This is a genomic window from Chelativorans sp. M5D2P16 (assembly GCF_034427935.1).
Lineage (GTDB): Bacteria > Pseudomonadota > Alphaproteobacteria > Rhizobiales > Rhizobiaceae > Chelativorans.
Genome location: NZ_JAXQNM010000040.1, coordinates 106,735 through 123,276, shown reverse-complemented (window position 1 = coordinate 123,276; position 16,542 = coordinate 106,735). Strand labels below are relative to the sequence as shown.

The 16,542-nt window shown below is 66.0% G+C and carries 16 protein-coding genes; 11 read left to right on the top strand and 5 right to left on the bottom strand.

Going from position 1 to position 16,542, the window contains the following annotated elements:
• Positions 1 to 3: 3 nt before the first annotated feature.
• The 6 genes from rhaS (at position 4) to SIN08_RS20840 (ending at position 6,300) form a co-directional block, all read left to right on the top strand.
• Entirely contained in the window at positions 4 to 999 is a 996-nt protein-coding gene (gene rhaS / locus SIN08_RS20865) for a rhamnose ABC transporter substrate-binding protein (protein ID WP_322453539.1), read from the top strand.
• Between the two features lie 79 nt (positions 1,000 to 1,078).
• The gene (locus tag SIN08_RS20860) at positions 1,079 to 2,620 is read left to right on the top strand and encodes a sugar ABC transporter ATP-binding protein (RefSeq protein WP_322453538.1); all 1,542 of its coding nucleotides are present in this window, start codon (positions 1,079 to 1,081) and stop codon (positions 2,618 to 2,620) included.
• The gene (locus SIN08_RS20855; protein ID WP_322453537.1) at positions 2,617 to 3,594 is read left to right on the top strand and encodes an ABC transporter permease; all 978 of its coding nucleotides are present in this window, start codon (positions 2,617 to 2,619) and stop codon (positions 3,592 to 3,594) included. The genes SIN08_RS20860 and SIN08_RS20855 overlap by 4 nt, the downstream gene beginning before the upstream one ends.
• A complete protein-coding gene (locus tag SIN08_RS20850) occupies positions 3,591 to 4,601 on the top strand; it encodes an ABC transporter permease (RefSeq protein WP_322453536.1) in 1,011 nt (336 codons plus the stop codon). Before SIN08_RS20855 ends, SIN08_RS20850 begins: the two co-directional genes overlap by 4 nt.
• Complete coding sequence (rhaM, locus tag SIN08_RS20845; protein ID WP_322453535.1) at positions 4,601 to 4,918, top strand: L-rhamnose mutarotase; 318 nt, start codon at positions 4,601 to 4,603, stop codon at positions 4,916 to 4,918. The genes SIN08_RS20850 and rhaM overlap by 1 nt, the downstream gene beginning before the upstream one ends.
• A 2-nt stretch (positions 4,919 to 4,920) precedes the next feature.
• The gene (locus SIN08_RS20840) at positions 4,921 to 6,300 is read left to right on the top strand and encodes an FGGY-family carbohydrate kinase (protein WP_322453534.1); all 1,380 of its coding nucleotides are present in this window, start codon (positions 4,921 to 4,923) and stop codon (positions 6,298 to 6,300) included.
• A gap of 24 nt (positions 6,301 to 6,324) precedes the next feature.
• Here SIN08_RS20840 and SIN08_RS20835 read toward each other — a convergent pair whose 3' ends face one another.
• Both SIN08_RS20835 and SIN08_RS20830 read right to left on the bottom strand, forming a co-directional pair.
• On the bottom strand, positions 6,325 to 7,278 hold the full coding sequence (locus tag SIN08_RS20835) for a formylglycine-generating enzyme family protein (protein WP_322453533.1): 954 nt from the start codon (positions 7,276 to 7,278) through the stop codon (positions 6,325 to 6,327).
• On the bottom strand, positions 7,271 to 8,713 hold the full coding sequence (locus SIN08_RS20830; RefSeq protein WP_322453532.1) for a sulfatase-like hydrolase/transferase: 1,443 nt from the start codon (positions 8,711 to 8,713) through the stop codon (positions 7,271 to 7,273). The genes SIN08_RS20835 and SIN08_RS20830 overlap by 8 nt, the downstream gene beginning before the upstream one ends.
• 118 nt (positions 8,714 to 8,831) lie before the next feature.
• Here SIN08_RS20830 and SIN08_RS20825 point away from each other — a divergent pair, with 118 nt between their 5' ends.
• The 5 genes from SIN08_RS20825 to SIN08_RS20805 all read left to right on the top strand — a co-directional run bounded on the left by SIN08_RS20825 (position 8,832) and on the right by SIN08_RS20805 (position 14,070).
• The gene (locus SIN08_RS20825; protein WP_322453531.1) at positions 8,832 to 9,827 is read left to right on the top strand and encodes a tripartite tricarboxylate transporter substrate binding protein; all 996 of its coding nucleotides are present in this window, start codon (positions 8,832 to 8,834) and stop codon (positions 9,825 to 9,827) included.
• A 63-nt stretch (positions 9,828 to 9,890) separates the two neighbouring features.
• A complete protein-coding gene (locus SIN08_RS20820) occupies positions 9,891 to 10,391 on the top strand; it encodes a tripartite tricarboxylate transporter TctB family protein (RefSeq protein WP_322453530.1) in 501 nt (166 codons plus the stop codon).
• A gap of 1 nt (position 10,392) precedes the next feature.
• A complete protein-coding gene (locus tag SIN08_RS20815; RefSeq protein ID WP_322453529.1) occupies positions 10,393 to 11,883 on the top strand; it encodes a tripartite tricarboxylate transporter permease in 1,491 nt (496 codons plus the stop codon).
• The gene (locus tag SIN08_RS20810) at positions 11,870 to 12,574 is read left to right on the top strand and encodes a FadR/GntR family transcriptional regulator (protein ID WP_322453528.1); all 705 of its coding nucleotides are present in this window, start codon (positions 11,870 to 11,872) and stop codon (positions 12,572 to 12,574) included. Before SIN08_RS20815 ends, SIN08_RS20810 begins: the two co-directional genes overlap by 14 nt.
• Before the next feature lie 47 nt (positions 12,575 to 12,621).
• Complete coding sequence (locus SIN08_RS20805; protein ID WP_322453527.1) at positions 12,622 to 14,070, top strand: sulfatase; 1,449 nt, start codon at positions 12,622 to 12,624, stop codon at positions 14,068 to 14,070.
• Positions 14,071 to 14,113: 43 nt separating this feature from the next.
• On the opposite strand, the gene SIN08_RS20800 is transcribed toward SIN08_RS20805, so the two are convergent.
• The 3 genes from SIN08_RS20800 to SIN08_RS20790 are packed head-to-tail and all read right to left on the bottom strand — an operon-like array spanning position 14,114 to position 16,518.
• A complete protein-coding gene (locus tag SIN08_RS20800; protein WP_322453526.1) occupies positions 14,114 to 14,545 on the bottom strand; it encodes a class I SAM-dependent methyltransferase in 432 nt (143 codons plus the stop codon).
• A gap of 32 nt (positions 14,546 to 14,577) precedes the next feature.
• Positions 14,578 to 15,264 (bottom strand): PQQ-binding-like beta-propeller repeat protein, encoded by a 687-nt coding sequence (locus SIN08_RS20795; protein ID WP_322453525.1) that lies wholly within the window; start codon positions 15,262 to 15,264, stop codon positions 14,578 to 14,580.
• Between the two features lie 33 nt (positions 15,265 to 15,297).
• The gene (locus SIN08_RS20790; protein ID WP_322453524.1) at positions 15,298 to 16,518 is read right to left on the bottom strand and encodes a helix-turn-helix domain-containing protein; all 1,221 of its coding nucleotides are present in this window, start codon (positions 16,516 to 16,518) and stop codon (positions 15,298 to 15,300) included.
• Positions 16,519 to 16,542 lie beyond the last annotated feature (24 nt).

The window sequence follows — 16,542 nt, the reverse complement described above, 5'->3', positions numbered from 1 at the left end:
GATATGGCATTCTGGAAGAAACTCTTCGCAACGGCGGCGATCACGACCGCCATGCTGACGGGCGCGGCCCAGGCCGACGAGGTCAAGATCGCGCTGGTGGTGAAATCGCTCGGCAACGGCTTCTTCGACGCCGCGGCCAAGGGGGCCGAGGAAGCGGCCGAGGAGATCGGCGACGTCGAGATCATCTATACCGGCCCGACCTCGGCGACGGCGGAAGGCCAGATCGAGATCGTCAATTCGCTGATCGCCCAGCAGGTCGACGCCATCGCGATCTCGGCCAACGATCCGGATGCGCTGGTGCCGGTGCTGAAGAAGGCGATGGCGCGCGGCATCACGGTCATCTCCTGGGATTCGGGCGTCGCGCCCGAGGGTCGTGAGGTGCACCTCAACCCGTCCGACACCGACCTGATCGGCGAGACCATCATCAAGCTTGCCGCCGACTACCTGCCGGACGGCGGCGACGTGGCGATCCTCTCGGCTTCCTCGACGGCGACCAACCAGAACGCCTGGATCGACGCGGCAAGACAAGTGCTGCCGGAGAAGTTCCCCGACATCAACCTCGTCGCCGTCGTCTACGGCGACGACGACTCGGTGAAAAGCACCAACGAGGCCAAGGGCCTGATCGCCTCCTATCCCGATCTCGACGCCATCATCGCGCCGACGACGGTGGGCGTCGTTTCCGCCGCCCAGGTGGTGACGGACATGGACCTGATCGGCGAGATCAACGTCACCGGCCTCGCGCTGCCGTCGGAGTTCAAGCAGTTCATCGACAACGGTGCCAGCCAGGCCGTTGCGCTGTGGAACCCGATCGACCTCGGCTACTCCGCCGTCTATCTCGCCCACTCGCTGGCGACGGATCAGGTCGAAGCCGAGCCCGGCGCCACGCTGTCCATCGGCCGTGTCGGCGAGGTGACGCTCGACGAGAACAATGCGGCGGCCATGGCGCCCCCGTTCCAGTTCGACGAGTCGAACATCGATGAGTTCTCGAAGATCTACTGACTTTCGGCTAACCACAGGTGCGGCGAAGTTCGGCTTTGCCGCACCCTCATCCGGTCGCCGGCCGGCTACGGGAATGACCATGCATGCATCGGCTCCAATCAGCGAACTGCGCCAGCCGAAAAGCGCCGCACAGCCGCGGCTGACGCTGGCGGGGATCACCAAAAGTTTCCCCGGCGTGCGCGCGCTCTCCGATGTCAGCCTCGCGCTCTACCCGGGCCAGGTGACGGCGCTGATCGGCGAGAACGGCGCCGGCAAGTCGACCCTGGTGAAGATCCTGACCGGCATCTATCAGCCGGATGCGGGCGAAATCAGGATCGACGGCGCGCCGGTCAAGCTGCCGAGCGCCCATGCGGCCTTCGAAAACGGGATTACCGCCATCCACCAGGAGACCGTGCTGTTCGACGACCTCTCGGTGGCGGAAAATATTTTCCTGGGCCATGCCCCGAAGACGCGGCTCGGCACCATCGACTGGCGCAGGATGCATGCTGAGGCCCGCGAGGTGCTGGATGCCATGCGTGCCGCGCACATCGATCCGACCGCGCGGCTGCGCGACCTCGGCATCGCCAACAAGCATCTGGTCGCCGTCGGGCGCGCCATGTCGATCGACGCGCAGATCGTCATCATGGACGAGCCGACGGCCGCCCTTTCGGCAAAGGAGATCGAGGAGCTCTTTCTCCTGATCGAGTTCCTCAAGGACGAGGGCAAGGCGATCCTCTTCATCAGCCACAAATTCGACGAGATTGAGCGCATCGCCGACCGCTATACCGTCTTCCGCGACGGCGAGATGGTGGGCGAGGGCCTGTTGGCCGAGACCGATCAGCGGCAGATCGTGCGCATGATGGTGGGTCGTGCGGTCGACACCATCTTTCCCGAACGCCGGCCGACGGTCGGCGGCCCGCTGCTCGAGGTTTCCGGCCTTTCGCATCCGACCGAATTCGACGACATCAGTTTCGCATTGCGCAAAGGCGAGATCCTCGGTTTCTATGGCCTCGTCGGCGCCGGCCGCAGCGAGGTCATGCAGGCGATCGCCGGCATGACCCCGGTGAGTGCTGGAACGATGACGCTGGCCGGCGTGCCGATCGCGCCGAAATCGGCGGCCGACGCTGTCGCTACCGGCATCGCCTATGTGCCGGAGGAGCGCGGCAGCCAGGGCGTGGTGATCGGCCTGCCGATCTTCCAGAACATCTCGCTGCCCTCTCTGAAACGGACTTCGAAGCACGGCGTTCTGCGGCTGGCGGAGGAGTTCCGCCTTGCCCGCACCTATGCCGAAAGGCTCGACCTGCGTGCAGCCTCGCTTTCCCAGGACGTCGGCACGCTCTCGGGCGGCAACCAGCAGAAGGTAGTGATCGCCAAATGGCTGGCGACCGAGCCGAAGGTGATCATCCTCGACGAGCCGACCAAGGGCATCGACATCGGCTCCAAGGCCGCCGTCCACGCCTTCATGGCGGAACTGGTCGAAGGCGGGCTGTCGGTGATCATGGTCTCTTCCGAGCTGCCGGAGGTGCTCGGCATGTCTGACCGCATCGTCGTCATGCGCGAGGGCCGGATCGCCAAAATCTTCGACAATGACGACCTCGACGCCGAGACGCTGGTGCGGGCCGCCGCGGGGATCGCCGCATGAAGACGCTTCTGAAAAATCGCGAGATCTGGCTCCTGGCTGCGATCGTGCTTCTGATCGGGCTGATCGCCACGCGCTTTCCGGCTTTCGCGGCGCCGGGCAATCTCTTGAGGGTCTTCAACGACACCTCGATCCTGATCATCCTGGCGCTCGGCCAGATGGCGGTGATCCTGACGCGCTCCATCGATCTGTCCATGGCCTCCAACCTCGCCTTCACCGGCATGGTGGTGGCCATGACGAACGCCGCCTTCCCCGAAATCCCGGTGGCGATTCTGATCGCGCTCGCCATGCTGATCGGCGCGGCCCTCGGCGCCTTCAACGGCCTGCTCGTCTGGCTTCTGGGCATACCGCCCATCGTCGTCACGCTGGGCACGCTGACGGTCTTCCGCGGCGCCGCGTTCGTGGTCTCCGGCGGCGCCTGGGTCAACGCCGATCAGATGAGCCAGGCCTTCATCAATCTCCAGCGCGGGGCGATCCTCGGCCTGCCGGTGCTGTCGTGGTTCGCGATCGCTGCGATCGCCGTCTTCTATCTCTTGATGACCCGCACGCCCCTCGGCCGCGCCATCTATGCGATCGGCGTCAACCCGACGGCCGCCGTCTATACGGGCATCGACGTCGGCCGCACGAAGTTCATCGCCTTCGTGATCTCCGGGCTCGTCTCGGGGCTTTGCGGCTATCTGTGGATCTCGCGCTACGTGATCGCCTCGGTGGAAGTGGCGAGTGGCTACGAGCTCACCATCGTGGCGGCCTGCGTGATCGGCGGCATCTCGATTGCCGGCGGCATCGGCAGTGTGGCGGGCGCGGTGATGGGCGCGCTGTTCCTCGGCATCATCAACAACGCGCTTCCCGTCATCAACATCTCGCCCTTCTGGCAGCTCGCCATCTCGGGCGCGGCGATCCTGCTCGCCGTCATTCTCAACGCCCGTGGCGAACGCAAGAAAGGGCGCATCATCCTCAGGAAGGCGGCGACGGCATGACCACGACGGACCTGACCAAGGCGCGGCGCCACATCCCAGACCGGCTCGACCGGCCGCTGGCAGCGGCTCTCTTCAGCTGGGAGATGCTCCTGGTTCTGATCGCCGTTGCGATCTTCATCATCAACAGCCTCGCCTCGCCCTATTTCCTGAATGCATGGTCGTTGTCGGACCTGACCTTCAATTTCGTCGAGAAAGGGCTGATCGCGCTCGCCATGGCGCTGCTCATCATCTCCGGTGAGATCGACCTGTCGGTGGCGGCGATCATCGCGTTCGCCTCGACGCTCATGGGCATGGCCGTGCAGGCGGGTTTCGACACGCCCGCCCTGGTGCTGATCGGCCTGGGGACGGGCCTTGCCTGCGGCGCCTTCAACGGTCTGCTTGTCACGCGGCTCGGCCTGCCGTCCATCGTCGTCACGATCGGCACGATGAGCCTCTTCCGCGGCATCGCCTACATCATCCTCGGCGACCAGGCCTACAAGGGCTATCCGCAAAGCTTCGCCTTCTTCGGCCAGGGTTACGTCTGGTGGGTCGTCTCCTTCGAGTTCGTTCTTTTCCTTCTCGCCGCACTCGTCTTCTGGTTCCTGCTTCACCGCACGAGCTTCGGCCGTGCGGTCTTCGCCATCGGCAACAACCGCGTCGCCGCCGCCTTCTCCGGCATCCGCGTGGAGCGCGTAAAGTTCATCCTTTTCTGCCTGACCGGCCTGATGGCCGGGGTGGCGGCGGTGCTGATCACCTCGCGCCTCGCCTCGACCCGGCCTTCCATCGCCTTCGGATATGAGCTCGAGGTCATCACCATGGTGGTGCTGGGCGGGGTGAGCATTCTTGGCGGTGCGGGTTCCATCATCGGCGTGGTGCTCGCCGCCTTCATCATGGGGCTGGTGACCTTCGGCCTCGGCCTTCTCAACGTGCCCGGCATCGTCATGTCGATCTTCACCGGCCTGCTCTTGATCACCGTCATCGCCCTGCCGATCCTGTGGAACCGCCTGAAGGCGGCGCGGAGCGGCTGATGCCCGAGAAATATGCCTTCAGGATGAAGCTTAACCCCGGCATGAAGGACGAATACAGGCGCCGGCACGACGCCATCTGGCCCGAGCTGGTGGCGCTCCTGAAGCGGGCCGGCATTTCCGACTATTCCATCCACCTCGATGAGGAGACCGGGACGCTTTTCGGCGTGCTGTGGCGCGTCGACGGCCACGCCATGGACGATCTGCCGAGCCACCCGGTGATGCAGCGCTGGTGGGCGCATATGGCCGACATCATGGAGACCAAGCCGGACAACGAGCCGGTCGCCGTGCCGCTCGAAACCGTCTTCCACATGGATTGAGGATGGCCGCTATCCGCCACGTCGCCGTCATCGACATCGGCAAGACCAACGCCAAGCTGGCGCTGGTTGACCTCGAAGACCTTTCCGAGGTCGCCGTGCGCAAGATGCCGAACCGGCCGCTGGCCGGCGGCCCCTATCCGCATCACGATATCGAAGCCCTGTGGTCCTTCATACTCGACGGCCTTTCCGCGCTCGGCCGCGAACATCCCGTCGATGCGATTTCGCTCACCACGCATGGTGCGACGGCGGCGCTCGTCGGTGCAGCCGGCGACCTCGTCCTGCCGGTTCTCGACTATGAACATGACGGTCCCGACGGTCTGCGCGAGGAGTATGAGGCGGTCCGGTCCCCATTCGCGGAGACCGGATCGCCGAAGCTGCCGAACGGCTTGAACCTCGGTGCGCAGCTCTTCTGGCTTGAGCGGACATTCCCGGACGCTTTCGGCCGGGTGCATGCGGTGCTTACCTATCCGCAGTTCTGGGGCTACAGGCTCACCGGGATCGCCGCAGGCGAGGTTACGTCGCTGGGCTGCCATTCCGATCTCTGGAACCCGAGGAAGCGGGATTATGCGTCGCTGGTCGACCGAATGGCCTGGCGCGCGCTCTTTCCGCCACTGCGCCGCGCGGATGCGGTGCTCGGGCCGATCCTGCCTGACGTCGTCAACCGGACCGGGCTCGACCCGGCAACCCCGGTCGTGTGCGGAATCCACGACTCGAACGCTTCGCTCCTGCCCCATCTCATCACGCGCAACCAGCCCTTTGCGGTCGTGTCGACCGGTACCTGGGTGATCGCCATGGCGGTGGGCGGCGACGATCTGCCTCTCGATCCCGCGCGCGACACGCTGATCAACGTGAATGCCCATGGTGACCCGGTGCCCTCCGCCCGGTTCATGGGCGGCCGGGAGTTCGAACGTGTCATGGAAGGTGCGGGCAAGGACTGGCGGGAGAACGACCTTCGCGCCGTGCTGTCGGAAGCGGTCATGTTGCTCCCCTCGGTAGAGGGCGGCACAGGCCCTTATCCCGACCGGCAAGGAGGTTGGACCGGCGCGGAGCCCGTCGAGGGCCGGCGCTTCGTTGCCGCCTCGTTCTATCTTGCGCTGATGACGGCCACCTGTCTGGATCTTGTCGGCGCACGGGGCCAAACCGTCGTCGAAGGCCCGTTCGCCGCGAACCGTCCCTATCTGTCGATGCTGTCGGCCGCGACGGGGCGTCCGGTGGTGGTTCAGGACGGCGGCGGGACGGGGACGAGCCTGGGCGCGGCCTTGTTGGCAGGAATGCCCGGTACCGCTCCGCCATCCGCAATCATCGGCCCGACCGGCGAGGACGAGGCGTTGCGCCGCTACGCAAAACTCTGGAAAGAGAAGGTCGCCTGCGCCGGGCGATGACGCCAACGGTAAACCGGTGTCCGTCTAACCGTCGAAAACCAGCCGGAAGCCCATGTGGCCGGTCGAGCTGTCGGCGCTGGCGCTGGTGCGTGCTGCGATCCGGTAGCGGTAGCAGTAGGACTTGTGGCAAAGATAGGAGCCGCCCTTGAGCAGCTTCATGCCTTGCGCTGCCGCCGCGCGGTTGGCATGGCGCGCGCGGCCTCCGACCGAGCGGATGCGGAAGGCGTCCGCGCACCATTCCCAGACATTGCCGGCCATATTGTAGAGGCCGTTGGCGTTCGGCGCGAAGCTGTCGACCGGCGCCGTCGCGAAATAGCCGTCGGCAAGGGTGTTGTCGTGAGGGAAGCGCCCCTGCCAGATATTGCACAGTGGCGCCTCGTCCGTCGGCTCGGTCTCGCCCCAGGGGAATATCGCGTTCTGCCGTCCGGCGCGTGCGGCGTGCTCCCACTCGGCTTCGGTGGGCAGGCGTCCGCCGGCCCATTCGGCAAACGCCGTCGCGTCGCGCCACGAGACGTGCGTGACGGGATGATCCTCCAGCCCGTCGAGCGACGATTGCGGGCCGGAAGGATGCGCCCAGTCCGCGCCCTGCACCTTGAGCCACCACGGCGTTTCGACGACGCTTTGAACCTCCGTGCCCTCTGGCACGAACGCATAAAAGACCAGAGACCAGCCAAAACGCTCCGCGTCCGTGCGGTAGCCGGTCGCCTCGATGAAGCGATTGAACCAGGCGTTGGTCACCGCGTGCGGATCGATCCGGTAAGGGCGCAGGCGATGTGTCCGCGCGGGGCCCTCGCCGTCCTCGCGCAGAAGAGGCGTGTTCGTCCCTGTCACGGCGATGCCGCCCTTGATGGAAATGAGCCGCGCCGGAGGGCCCTCGGTGCCGGAGCCGGCCGCAACGGCCGTTTGTGCCGCAGGAACGGTCCCGGAGCGCGAGACGGAGGGACAGCAGCGTTTTGGACTTTCCGCGCATTCACTCATAGCGGTTGCGTCCCGGATGCGGATCGAGCCACCGCGCCGGCTCTTGTGGCCGCGTGGCGCGAACCCATTGGCGGATCACACGAGCCCGCGCCCGATTAAGATCCTGGCGCGTGGCGATCTCTGCCGGATCCCAGCCCTCGAGCACCTTTCGTTCAAGCGCCGAAACGGTGGCCGCACAGGAGGGGTCGTCCGCCAGATCATCCTGTTCGAGCGGGTCCGCCTCGAGATCGAACAGCATCGGCTCGTCGCCGTCGAACCAGATGAGTTTATACCGGTCCGTGCGGACCATGCGATGACGCAAGGGAGGAAGGCTGATATTCATGAGCCCGCCATAATAAGCACTGTAAGTCTCGTTGTTCCACCCCGCAGACTTTCGCAGGTCGCGTCCGGCGTGTTGCGGCAGGGCAGGGGCTTCGGCCCAGCCCAGGATCGTCGCCGAAAGATCGATGAGATTGGTCACGCGCCTGTCCACCATGTCCAGGGGCATGTCGGGCGCGCGGATCACCAGCGGCACTTTCGCGCTTTGGTCGTACATGACGCTCTTCCACCACAATCCGCGCTCCCCCACACATTCTCCGTGGTCGGAGGCGTAGATGGTCACGGCATTGTCGAGGCCGAGCGTATCGATTGCGTCGAAAAGCCGGCCGCACAGGCGGTCGATCATGCGCACCAGGCCGTAATAGGCGGTACGGCTTCTGTGCGTCGCCTGGGCCGAGACGGCGTTGATGCCGCCGGCTTCCCGCCAGGCCGCAATCGCCGGGTGATCCGTCTCCGGCGCGCCGAGGGACGGTGGCGGTACGCGGCCGTCGAAGACGTCGTAGTCGGCACGCCGGGCGATATAGGGCGGATGGGGGCAGAAGAAGCTCACCAGCAGGAAGAAGGGCCTGCCGGAGCGCTGGCGCTGTCCGGCAAGCGCATGCAAGGTCTCGATCGCCTGTTCGGCCACCGCCTGGTCATAGGCCTGATAGGATGTTTCACCGGCGCCGGAATGCTCCAGCTCCGGCCCCCTGTTGCCACGCCCCTTGGTCAGCGGACCGATGTCCGGCGGCGGCGCGCCGGGAAAGCTCGCGCCGATGTCGCCGACGGGTCGCGCGCCGAAGCCGTGCAACTGGTCGGGGCCGTAGAAATGCATGCGCCCCACCAGCCGGCAGTCGTAGCCCGCCGCGCCGAGCGCGTGAGCGATGGTCGGAATGTCCGAAGCGAGATAGTCGTCGTTGGTGAGCACGCCGGAGCGATGCGGCTCGAGGCCGCTCAAGAACGCCATGCGCGAGGGAACGCAGAGCGGGGAAGGGCAATAGCAGTTCTCGAACCGTGTGCCCTGGCTGGCCAGTCGGTCCAGATTGGGTGTCTCGGCGATCCCATCGCCGGCGCACCCCATGATACGCGCGGCATGCTGGTCGGTCATCACCATGACGATGTCCGGACGTTCGTCCATGGGCTCCTCCCGCGATCGGCGCATGCTGTTCGACTGGTCTAGACAATAAGGCTGTGACTAGTATAGTGGTTGGGCCATTCGAGGCAAGTTGAATGGCGCGTGAAAGGGAGGAGTTTTCATGGCATATGAACCTAATTTCCATTGGATCTGGCGTTCCGCGCGGTCGTTGGCGCTTCTCGCTATGGCGGCGGGCGCTTTCGGATTGGTCGGTCCAATATCATCGAGCGCGGTCTCGGCGCAGGAATATCCGTCGAAGCCGGTCAAGGTCATCGTGCCGTTCAAGCCGGGCGGACGCACCGATGTCGTGGCGCGGCTCATCGCGGAGAAGATCCAGGAGAAGGGCTGGCTCGACGAGGCCATGGCGGTCGTCAATGTTGACGGCGGCGCCGGCGCCAATGCCGTCAACCAAATGCAGCGCGAGGACGCCGACGGTCACACCATCGTGCACTGGCATCACCAGCTTCTGATAGCCGCAGCGATGGATCTGGGCAATTTCGGCCTGGATGACTTCAAGTCCATCGGCTACACCGGCGGCGGCAGCCCGGTCTGGGCGGTGCGTGAGGATGCGCCCTTCGACACGCTGGATGAACTGATCGCGCATCTGAAGGAGGAGCCGCGCAGTCTGGTGGAGGCCGTCGGTATCGGCACGATTCCCCATTTCGTGGGCGCCATGCTGGCCAATGAGGCCGGGTTCGAAACGCGTTATGTGACTGCCAACAGCGGTGCCGACCGCCTGCGTCTCCTGCTTGGTGGCAATGCCGATATCGCCCTGTTCGCCGCTTCCGAGTTCCTGGCGCAGGGCGATGGGCTGAAGGCCCTCGTCTATTTCGGCCGCGAGCGCCTTCCCGATCTGCCCGACGTGCCGACCGCCACCGAACTCGGCTACGACGTCACCTGGGCCAACCCGAACTGGTGGCTGGCCCCGGCCGGCACGCCCGACGAGGCCATGGACGTCCTGGCCGGCGCGCTGGAAAAGGCGATCGCCGATCCAGAGATCGTCGAATACTTCCGCAACAACACGCTCGAGCCCTACTGGATGGATGGCGGGGCGGCGATGGAAGACGCCCGGGAGACGCTCGACCAACTCGAGGACGTGGCGGCGACCATCCAGTAGACCGGAGGCGAGGCCGGGGCGGGCAGGGGCAGTCTTCGCGTCGGGACCGTTGGGAGTGGTGCAATGGAACATTCGCGCAGACAGAGCCGGGAGATGACGGCGGACCTCGTCCTTGCGGGCCTGGTTGCAATCGTGGCGGTGGTGCTGCTTTACGGCGCCGCGTCCCTGCCGCCGCCGCGCTTCGATCCGCTGGGCTCGGCTGCCCTGCCAAGAGCATTGGCGGTTCTCATGCTGATCTTCAGCGCCATCATCGCCGGTCGCGCGGTGCTGCACCAGAAATCATCCGACGACGAAGACGCCGCCATGCCGGATGAGGACGTGACCTCGGCGGCAAGCCCGTTGCGCGGTCTTTTGATCCTGGTCGCGCTGGTCGTCTATGTCGGCGCGCTCGATTTCGCCCATGTGCCCTTCGTGCCGGCCACCACCGCCATGATGACGGTGAGCGGGCTCGTCCTTCACAGGGCCGACCTGCGCACGGGCCTGCTGTTCGGCGCCATCGGACTCGGGCTCGCTCTCGCGCTCGGCTACGTCTTCACCCATTTCCTTTATGTGGATTTCGGCTGACATGGGTGACGCCTTCATCCTCCTGTTCACATGGCCGAATCTGGCGTTCCTGTTCGCCGGCACCGCGCTCGGCATCGTCGTCGGCGCCATACCGGGCCTGACGGCCTCCATGCTGATCGCGCTGACCCTGCCTTTGACCTTCCACATGGATCCGGTCAGCGCCGTCACGCTCCTGATCGGAGAGTATGTCGGCGGCATCTCCGGCAGTCTGATCACTGCCATTCTGCTGCGGATGCCCGGAACGCCCGCATCGATCGTCACGACCTTCGACGGCTATCCGATGGCGTGCGACAACAGGGCCGAGCGCGCGCTTGCCCTGGGGATCCTCGCCTCGGTCGTGGGCGGCATCATCTCCTGGATGTTTCTCGCCGGCATGTCGCCGGCCCTTGCCCGTTTTGCGCTCCAGTTCGGACCCTGGGAGTATTTCACGCTGGTGCTCATGGCCCTGGTCATGCTCGCCGCGCTCGCCCACAGCTCCATGGTGAAAGGGCTGCTGGCGGCGGTGCTCGGCATGGCCTTCGCGCTGCCCGGCATCGACAGTTCCACCGGTCAGGCCAGGCTCACCTTCGACCAGGACCTTCTGCTATCGGGTTTCGGGCTCCTGCCGGTGCTGATCGGTGCCTTCGCCATCAGCCAGATCCTGCGCGACGCCGCCGCGCCGGTGTCGAAGAAAAAGCCGGCGCTGCCGAAATCGCGTCTGCCGATCTACTGGTCGGACGCGAAGGTGCACGGTCTCAATATGCTGCGCTCATCGGTCATCGGCACGTGGATCGGCCTGCTGCCCGGCATCGGGGCGAACATCGCGGCGCTCATGGCCTATACCACCGCCAAGCAGGTCTCGCGTGAGCCCGAGCGTTTCGGCACCGGCTATGAGCCCGGCGTGGTGGCCGGAGAGTGTGCCAACAACGCCTCCATCGGCGGGGCGCTCATACCGCTCATCACCATGGGCATTCCGGGCAGCGTTACCGAAGCGATCCTGATCGGCGCGCTGACCATCCACAATCTGCAGCCCGGTCCGCTCCTGTTCCAGAACGCGCCCGAGATCGCCTACGGCATCATCGCCGCCTATCTCGTGGCCAACGTCATCATGCTCGCGCTGATGTGGGGCGCGGTGAAATATATCGCCCGGGTGGCGCAGATCCCGCGCGCCGGGCTCCTGGGACCGATCCTGATCTTCTGCGTCGTCGGCTCGTATGCCATCAACGGCAGTTTCGTCGACGTGTGGGTGATGATCGCCTTCGGCGTCATTGGCCTCGGGCTGGAAGCCGCGCGCGTTCCCTTGGGACCGTTCGTCATCGGTTTCGTCCTGAGCCCCATCGCCGAGGAGCAGTTGCGCGCATCGCTTATGATGTCCGACGGGAATTTCTGGGAAATTCTCCAGCGCCCCTATGCGCTGCTTTTTCTCGCGCTCGCCGTCCTGACGATGTTCTGGCCGGTCTTCTTGGCGCGGATTCGCAATCGGCAGGGAGTTTTGAAGAATGAGCGTGCTTGAGCTTCCGTCCGGCGGTCGCCGCTATCTGCAGATCGCCCAGCATCTGGCCGACAGCATCAATTCCGGCGTCTTCAAGACCGGAGACCGGCTGCCGCCGGAGCGTGAACTGGCTGCGACGCTGGAGGTCAGCCGGACGACCGTGCGCGAGGCCCTGCTTGCGCTCGAGATCATGCGCTTCGTGGAGATCCGCCTTGGGGCGGGGGTTTTCGTGCTGCCCGAGAACATGCGCGAGCGCGACCGCGGCGACCTCCTCGCGGTGGAGGAGGTGGGCCCGTGGGAGGTCCTTGAAGCGCGCCGCGTGGTGGAGGGAGAATCGGCCTTCCGCGCCGCGCAGCGGGCGACCGAGGACCAGCTTGCGGTGATCTTCGATTGCATCGAGCGCATGGAAGCACGTGTCGACGACATACCGCGCTTCGACAGGGCGGATGTGGAGTTTCACATGCTGATCGCGCGGGCGGCGGGGAACAGCGTCATCGAGAGCTATGTCGCGCATCTGTGGAAGATGCGCGAAAGCTCGCTCTGGGACCGCTGGTACGACAAGACCAGGCATCCGGCCAACCGCCGTCGTTCCATCGAGGACCACAAGGCGATCTACAAGGCGATGCGGCGCCGCCTGCCGGAAGTCGCCCGCACTGCCATGTGCGCGCACATCGACGTTCTTGCCGAGCGCTTTTTCGACCTGAGCCTGTAGTGCCTGCGGCTCGTCCGCACCGGCATGCCAAACAAGAAGGAGAAAAAATGCCCCAGAAGCCCGATATCGTGATGATCGTCACCGACCAGCAGCGATACGACACGATCCGTTCCCTCGGTGCTGAGCACATGGACACGCCGAACATCGACCGGCTGGTCGCGCGCGGCGTGAGCTTCAGCAATTGCCATGTCACCGCGCCGAGCTGCGTGCCATGCCGCGCCAGCCTGTTTTCGGGTTATTACCCGCACACCACGGGCGTGCTGGCCAACGGGCAGGCCTGGAGCCGGACCTGGGTGTCGAAACTGCGCGAAGCGGGCTACCACACGGTCAATATCGGCAAGATGCACACCATCCCCTATGACGCGCCGGCCGGCTTCGACGAGCGCTACGTGGTGGAGAACAAGGACCGCTACTACGAGGGTCGCTGGTTCTTCGACGAGTGGGACAAGGCGCTCGCCGCCCACGGGCTGAAGAAGCAGCAGCGCGAGGAATACCGCAAGCGCCCCGACTACAAGTCGCGGCTGGGCGCCTTCACCTGGGATTTGCCGCCGCATCTGCAATCAGACAATTTCGTGGGTGGGATGACGAAGTGGTGGCTCAAGACGAAGCCGCTCGAAAAGCCGCTCTTCCTCGTCGTCGGGTTTCCCGGCCCGCACCCGCCCTATGATCCGACCCCCGACTACGCCGACAAATACATGAAGCGCGATGTGCCGCTGCCGCAGGTCGACGACGAGGAGCTTCGGCAGTTGCCGCCGCCCTTCGTGGAAAAGCGGCGTCACGACGTGGACGTCGACCATGATTCGGTCGCCTGGGACCTCGACCCTTCCCGCGAGCAGCTCCACCGTCTGCGCGCCTACTACTACGCCAATGTGGAGATGATCGACCGTGAGGTGGGCGAGATCCTCGACGCGCTGGAAGAGACGGGACGGCTCGACAACGCCATCATCGTCTTCACCTCCGATCACGGCGACTGCCTGGGCGATCACGGCTTGAGCCAGAAATGGGCCCCTTATGAGGAGGTCACGCGCGTGCCGCTGATCGTCAGCGCACCCGAGCGTTTCCGGGGCGGACGCACGGTCGACGAAATGGTGCAACTCTTCGACCTGGGGCCGACGATCCTGGAATGGGCGGGCGCGCCGCTGGAGGAGTCCTACGAGGCGATGTCGCTCAATCCGGCGCTGGAAGGGGCGGATTTCGCCGGGCGCGACCATGTCTTCTGCGAACAGGGCGGCGACGTGAACTTCACCGGTGCCGACTACCTGACCATGGTCCGCTCGCGCACCCACAAGCTCGTCCACTTCGCGGGGGAACGGTACGGGCAATTGTTCGACCTCGAGAACGACCCGCACGAGCGGCGCAATCTCTGGGACGAGCCCGAGGAGGCGACGGTCAAACAGGCGCTCTTGAACGCGCTCCTGGAATGGCACGTCAACAGCACTGTGCGGACGCGCGACATCCGCCGGCGCACGGTCGTGCCGATCGTCGAACCGGCATGAACCGCGGGGCACCGTCCTGTGGCGGCGCCTCTCCGGCCGACGGTCAATCGTCCAGCGGGATCAGGCGCAACGGGCCGCCGCCGTCGATGTACAGGCGCCCCTGCTGGGTGAGTGCGGCGGCGATCCGGCGCCTGGCCCGCCGCCCGGCTTCCGGATGGCGCCCGTCCAGGGCGCCCACGCGCACGGCAACCGCGATGTCGTACGGGGTCTCGCCGGCGCTCAATTCCAGGTCTTCGGCGGCGACCTCGCGCAGCGTAAGCCGTCCGGACGCGATCTCCGCCTTGGATGCGATGCGGGCCTGTTTAATCGCCTTGGCCGACCGGTCGATGGCCAGGACGTGCCCGTCGCCGATCCGGCGTGCGATTTCACGCGCCATAGCGCCCGGCCCGCATCCGATCTCCAGGACGCGCATGCCTTCCCGCAGCGGCAGCGCGTCCACAACGGCGAGAAGGCGTGGCGAAAGGTCCGTCGCCATCCGGTCTACCCCGAGTTGACGTCTCGGGCCGCTTATTCGGCCGTTGAGCCGGCGGGAACCTCGGAGCCGTCTTCGGTCGAGGTGCTTCGTGCGGACCGGCGGACGGCGCGTAGCCTGCCGCTTTTCCCGCCGCCGCAGAAGAACCGGTCTTTGCCGTCGGACTCGAGCCCCGACACGCCCGCTCCGAGGGGCATTTCGAGCCTCTCCAGAAGCGCGCCCGTATCGCGGTCGAGACGCCGCAACTCGCTCTCGTCGCCTTCCCATGCGCCGCACCAAAGCTCCCCGTCGACCCAGGTTACCCCGGTGACGAAGCGGTTGGACTCGATGGTGCGCAGGACAGCACCGGATTGCGGATCGACCTGATGGATCTTCCGCTCCCGGTACTGTCCCACCCACAGCGTCCCTTCGGCCCAGGCAAGTCCCGAGTCAGCGCCGCCCCCGGGCGCCGGGATCGTGGCGAGCACGCGCCCGGTCTCGGGGTCGATTTTCTGGATGCGCGCCTCGGCGATCTGAAACAGATGCTCGCCGTCGAAAGCCGTTCCGGCATGCGCGGCGGTATCGATCGAGCGCACCGTCTCGCCGCTTGCCGGATCGAGCGCGTTCAGTTTGTCTCCGGAGGCGAACCAGACATACTGGCCGTCGAACGTGACGCCGTGCACGCCCTCGACCCCCGGAAAGGGACCGTATTCATGGAGGACTTCAGCTGCAGATTGTTTCATCGTCTTTGCATCCCAATTCATCATGCTCCGACCCTAGCCGTTCGGCACTGGAGCAGGGAGTAACAAAATCGTCGGGAATCCCGGCACGGGCGGAGTCATCCAGCGGCGGGCGCGACCGCGACCGAACGACTGCACCTTGTCGGCCGCCGCAAGCTGTTCCAGTGCCCGCTGCACCGTGCGTTGGCTGGCGCCGAGAGCGAGCGCCAGTGCCGAGCTCGACCACGCCTCGCCATCGGCGAGGAGGGCGAGCACGGCTGAATGCTCCTCGTCGATGGGAGGTGTCAGAACGACGACCTTCGCGGCGCCGCGCGGCACCAGCGCGAAGCCCTGGCGCGTCGCGCGCACCTCGGCCAGCGTCCCAAGCTCCGCGCGCAGCCGTCCGATCTCGACGCGCAACCGGGCGCGATGCGATTCATCGGCGTGCTTCGCTCCGAACGCACGGCTGAGAAGCGTGCGCCGCGCCACGTCTTCGGGCCATGCTTCGCCCAGCGTGCGGGCGAGCGCGAACAGCACCGGGCGCGTGTTGAGCGACACCACCGTTCCGGCGTTCCGCACGACGTTGCGACATGCGTCCACGACAAGCGCGCCCGAGGCCAGCAACTCCTCCACCTCCTCAAGCAGGAGGGGACGCGCCTCGCCATTGGCGACTAGGCGCGCCGCGGGTGCGTCGAATGCACGGGAAGCGCTTTCCACCTCGGCAATCAGCGCAGGGATGTCCGCAAGGCGTGCGGCATGCGCGGCGCGCGCGAGTGATGCGCGCGCCACCGTTGTCCGCAGGCGCCGCATCGCGATTCCCGCAACGACAAGTTCATAGGCGGCCCGTGTCGCGGGCGGGAGGGGCGCAGGGTCGAGCGCGGCAAGCCCGTGCTCGGCCGCGTCGAGACGTCCGATCAGGAGGAGGCGCCGGATTTCGAGATACCGCGCGTAGGCGGCATTCACCCGGTCGCCGTGATCCTCGAGTGCAGCCCGCGCCCCCTCGAGCACCTTCTGCGGCCAGGTGAGATCGCGCGAGACCAGCGCGATCTCCGCCTCGGCGACAAGACACCGGGCGCGGGCCACGGCCTCTTTCGGACCGAAGGCGCGTGCGGCGCGGCGCAAGAGTGTCTTCGCGCGGGCGAGATCGCCGAGCTGCGCCATGGCGATGCCACGGAGCGCGAGTGCTGCCGCGTCGTCGCGCAGCGCGACCCGATTCAGGGCGCCAAGAGGATCGCCCGCTGCAAGTGCGTGTGCTGCGGCCGTGATCAGTGAGTCCATGAAAATCCCGCCACACTTGTCACT

Excerpts from the sequence above, each read along its gene's own strand:
- rhaS (WP_322453539.1), top strand. The coding sequence starts at position 4 with ATGGCATTCTGGAAGAAACTCTTCGCAACGGCGGCGATCACGACCGCC.
- SIN08_RS20860 (WP_322453538.1), top strand. The coding sequence starts at position 1,079 with ATGCATGCATCGGCTCCAATCAGCGAACTGCGCCAGCCGAAAAGCGCC.
- SIN08_RS20855 (WP_322453537.1), top strand. The coding sequence starts at position 2,617 with ATGAAGACGCTTCTGAAAAATCGCGAGATCTGGCTCCTGGCTGCGATC.
- SIN08_RS20850 (WP_322453536.1), top strand. The coding sequence starts at position 3,591 with ATGACCACGACGGACCTGACCAAGGCGCGGCGCCACATCCCAGACCGG.
- rhaM (WP_322453535.1), top strand. The coding sequence starts at position 4,601 with ATGCCCGAGAAATATGCCTTCAGGATGAAGCTTAACCCCGGCATGAAG.
- SIN08_RS20840 (WP_322453534.1), top strand. The coding sequence starts at position 4,921 with ATGGCCGCTATCCGCCACGTCGCCGTCATCGACATCGGCAAGACCAAC.
- SIN08_RS20835 (WP_322453533.1), bottom strand. The coding sequence starts at position 7,278 with ATGAGTGAATGCGCGGAAAGTCCAAAACGCTGCTGTCCCTCCGTCTCG.
- SIN08_RS20830 (WP_322453532.1), bottom strand. The coding sequence starts at position 8,713 with ATGGACGAACGTCCGGACATCGTCATGGTGATGACCGACCAGCATGCC.
- SIN08_RS20825 (WP_322453531.1), top strand. The coding sequence starts at position 8,832 with ATGGCATATGAACCTAATTTCCATTGGATCTGGCGTTCCGCGCGGTCG.
- SIN08_RS20820 (WP_322453530.1), top strand. The coding sequence starts at position 9,891 with ATGGAACATTCGCGCAGACAGAGCCGGGAGATGACGGCGGACCTCGTC.
- SIN08_RS20815 (WP_322453529.1), top strand. The coding sequence starts at position 10,393 with ATGGGTGACGCCTTCATCCTCCTGTTCACATGGCCGAATCTGGCGTTC.
- SIN08_RS20810 (WP_322453528.1), top strand. The coding sequence starts at position 11,870 with ATGAGCGTGCTTGAGCTTCCGTCCGGCGGTCGCCGCTATCTGCAGATC.
- SIN08_RS20805 (WP_322453527.1), top strand. The coding sequence starts at position 12,622 with ATGCCCCAGAAGCCCGATATCGTGATGATCGTCACCGACCAGCAGCGA.
- SIN08_RS20800 (WP_322453526.1), bottom strand. The coding sequence starts at position 14,545 with ATGGCGACGGACCTTTCGCCACGCCTTCTCGCCGTTGTGGACGCGCTG.
- SIN08_RS20795 (WP_322453525.1), bottom strand. The coding sequence starts at position 15,264 with ATGAAACAATCTGCAGCTGAAGTCCTCCATGAATACGGTCCCTTTCCG.
- SIN08_RS20790 (WP_322453524.1), bottom strand. The coding sequence starts at position 16,518 with ATGGACTCACTGATCACGGCCGCAGCACACGCACTTGCAGCGGGCGAT.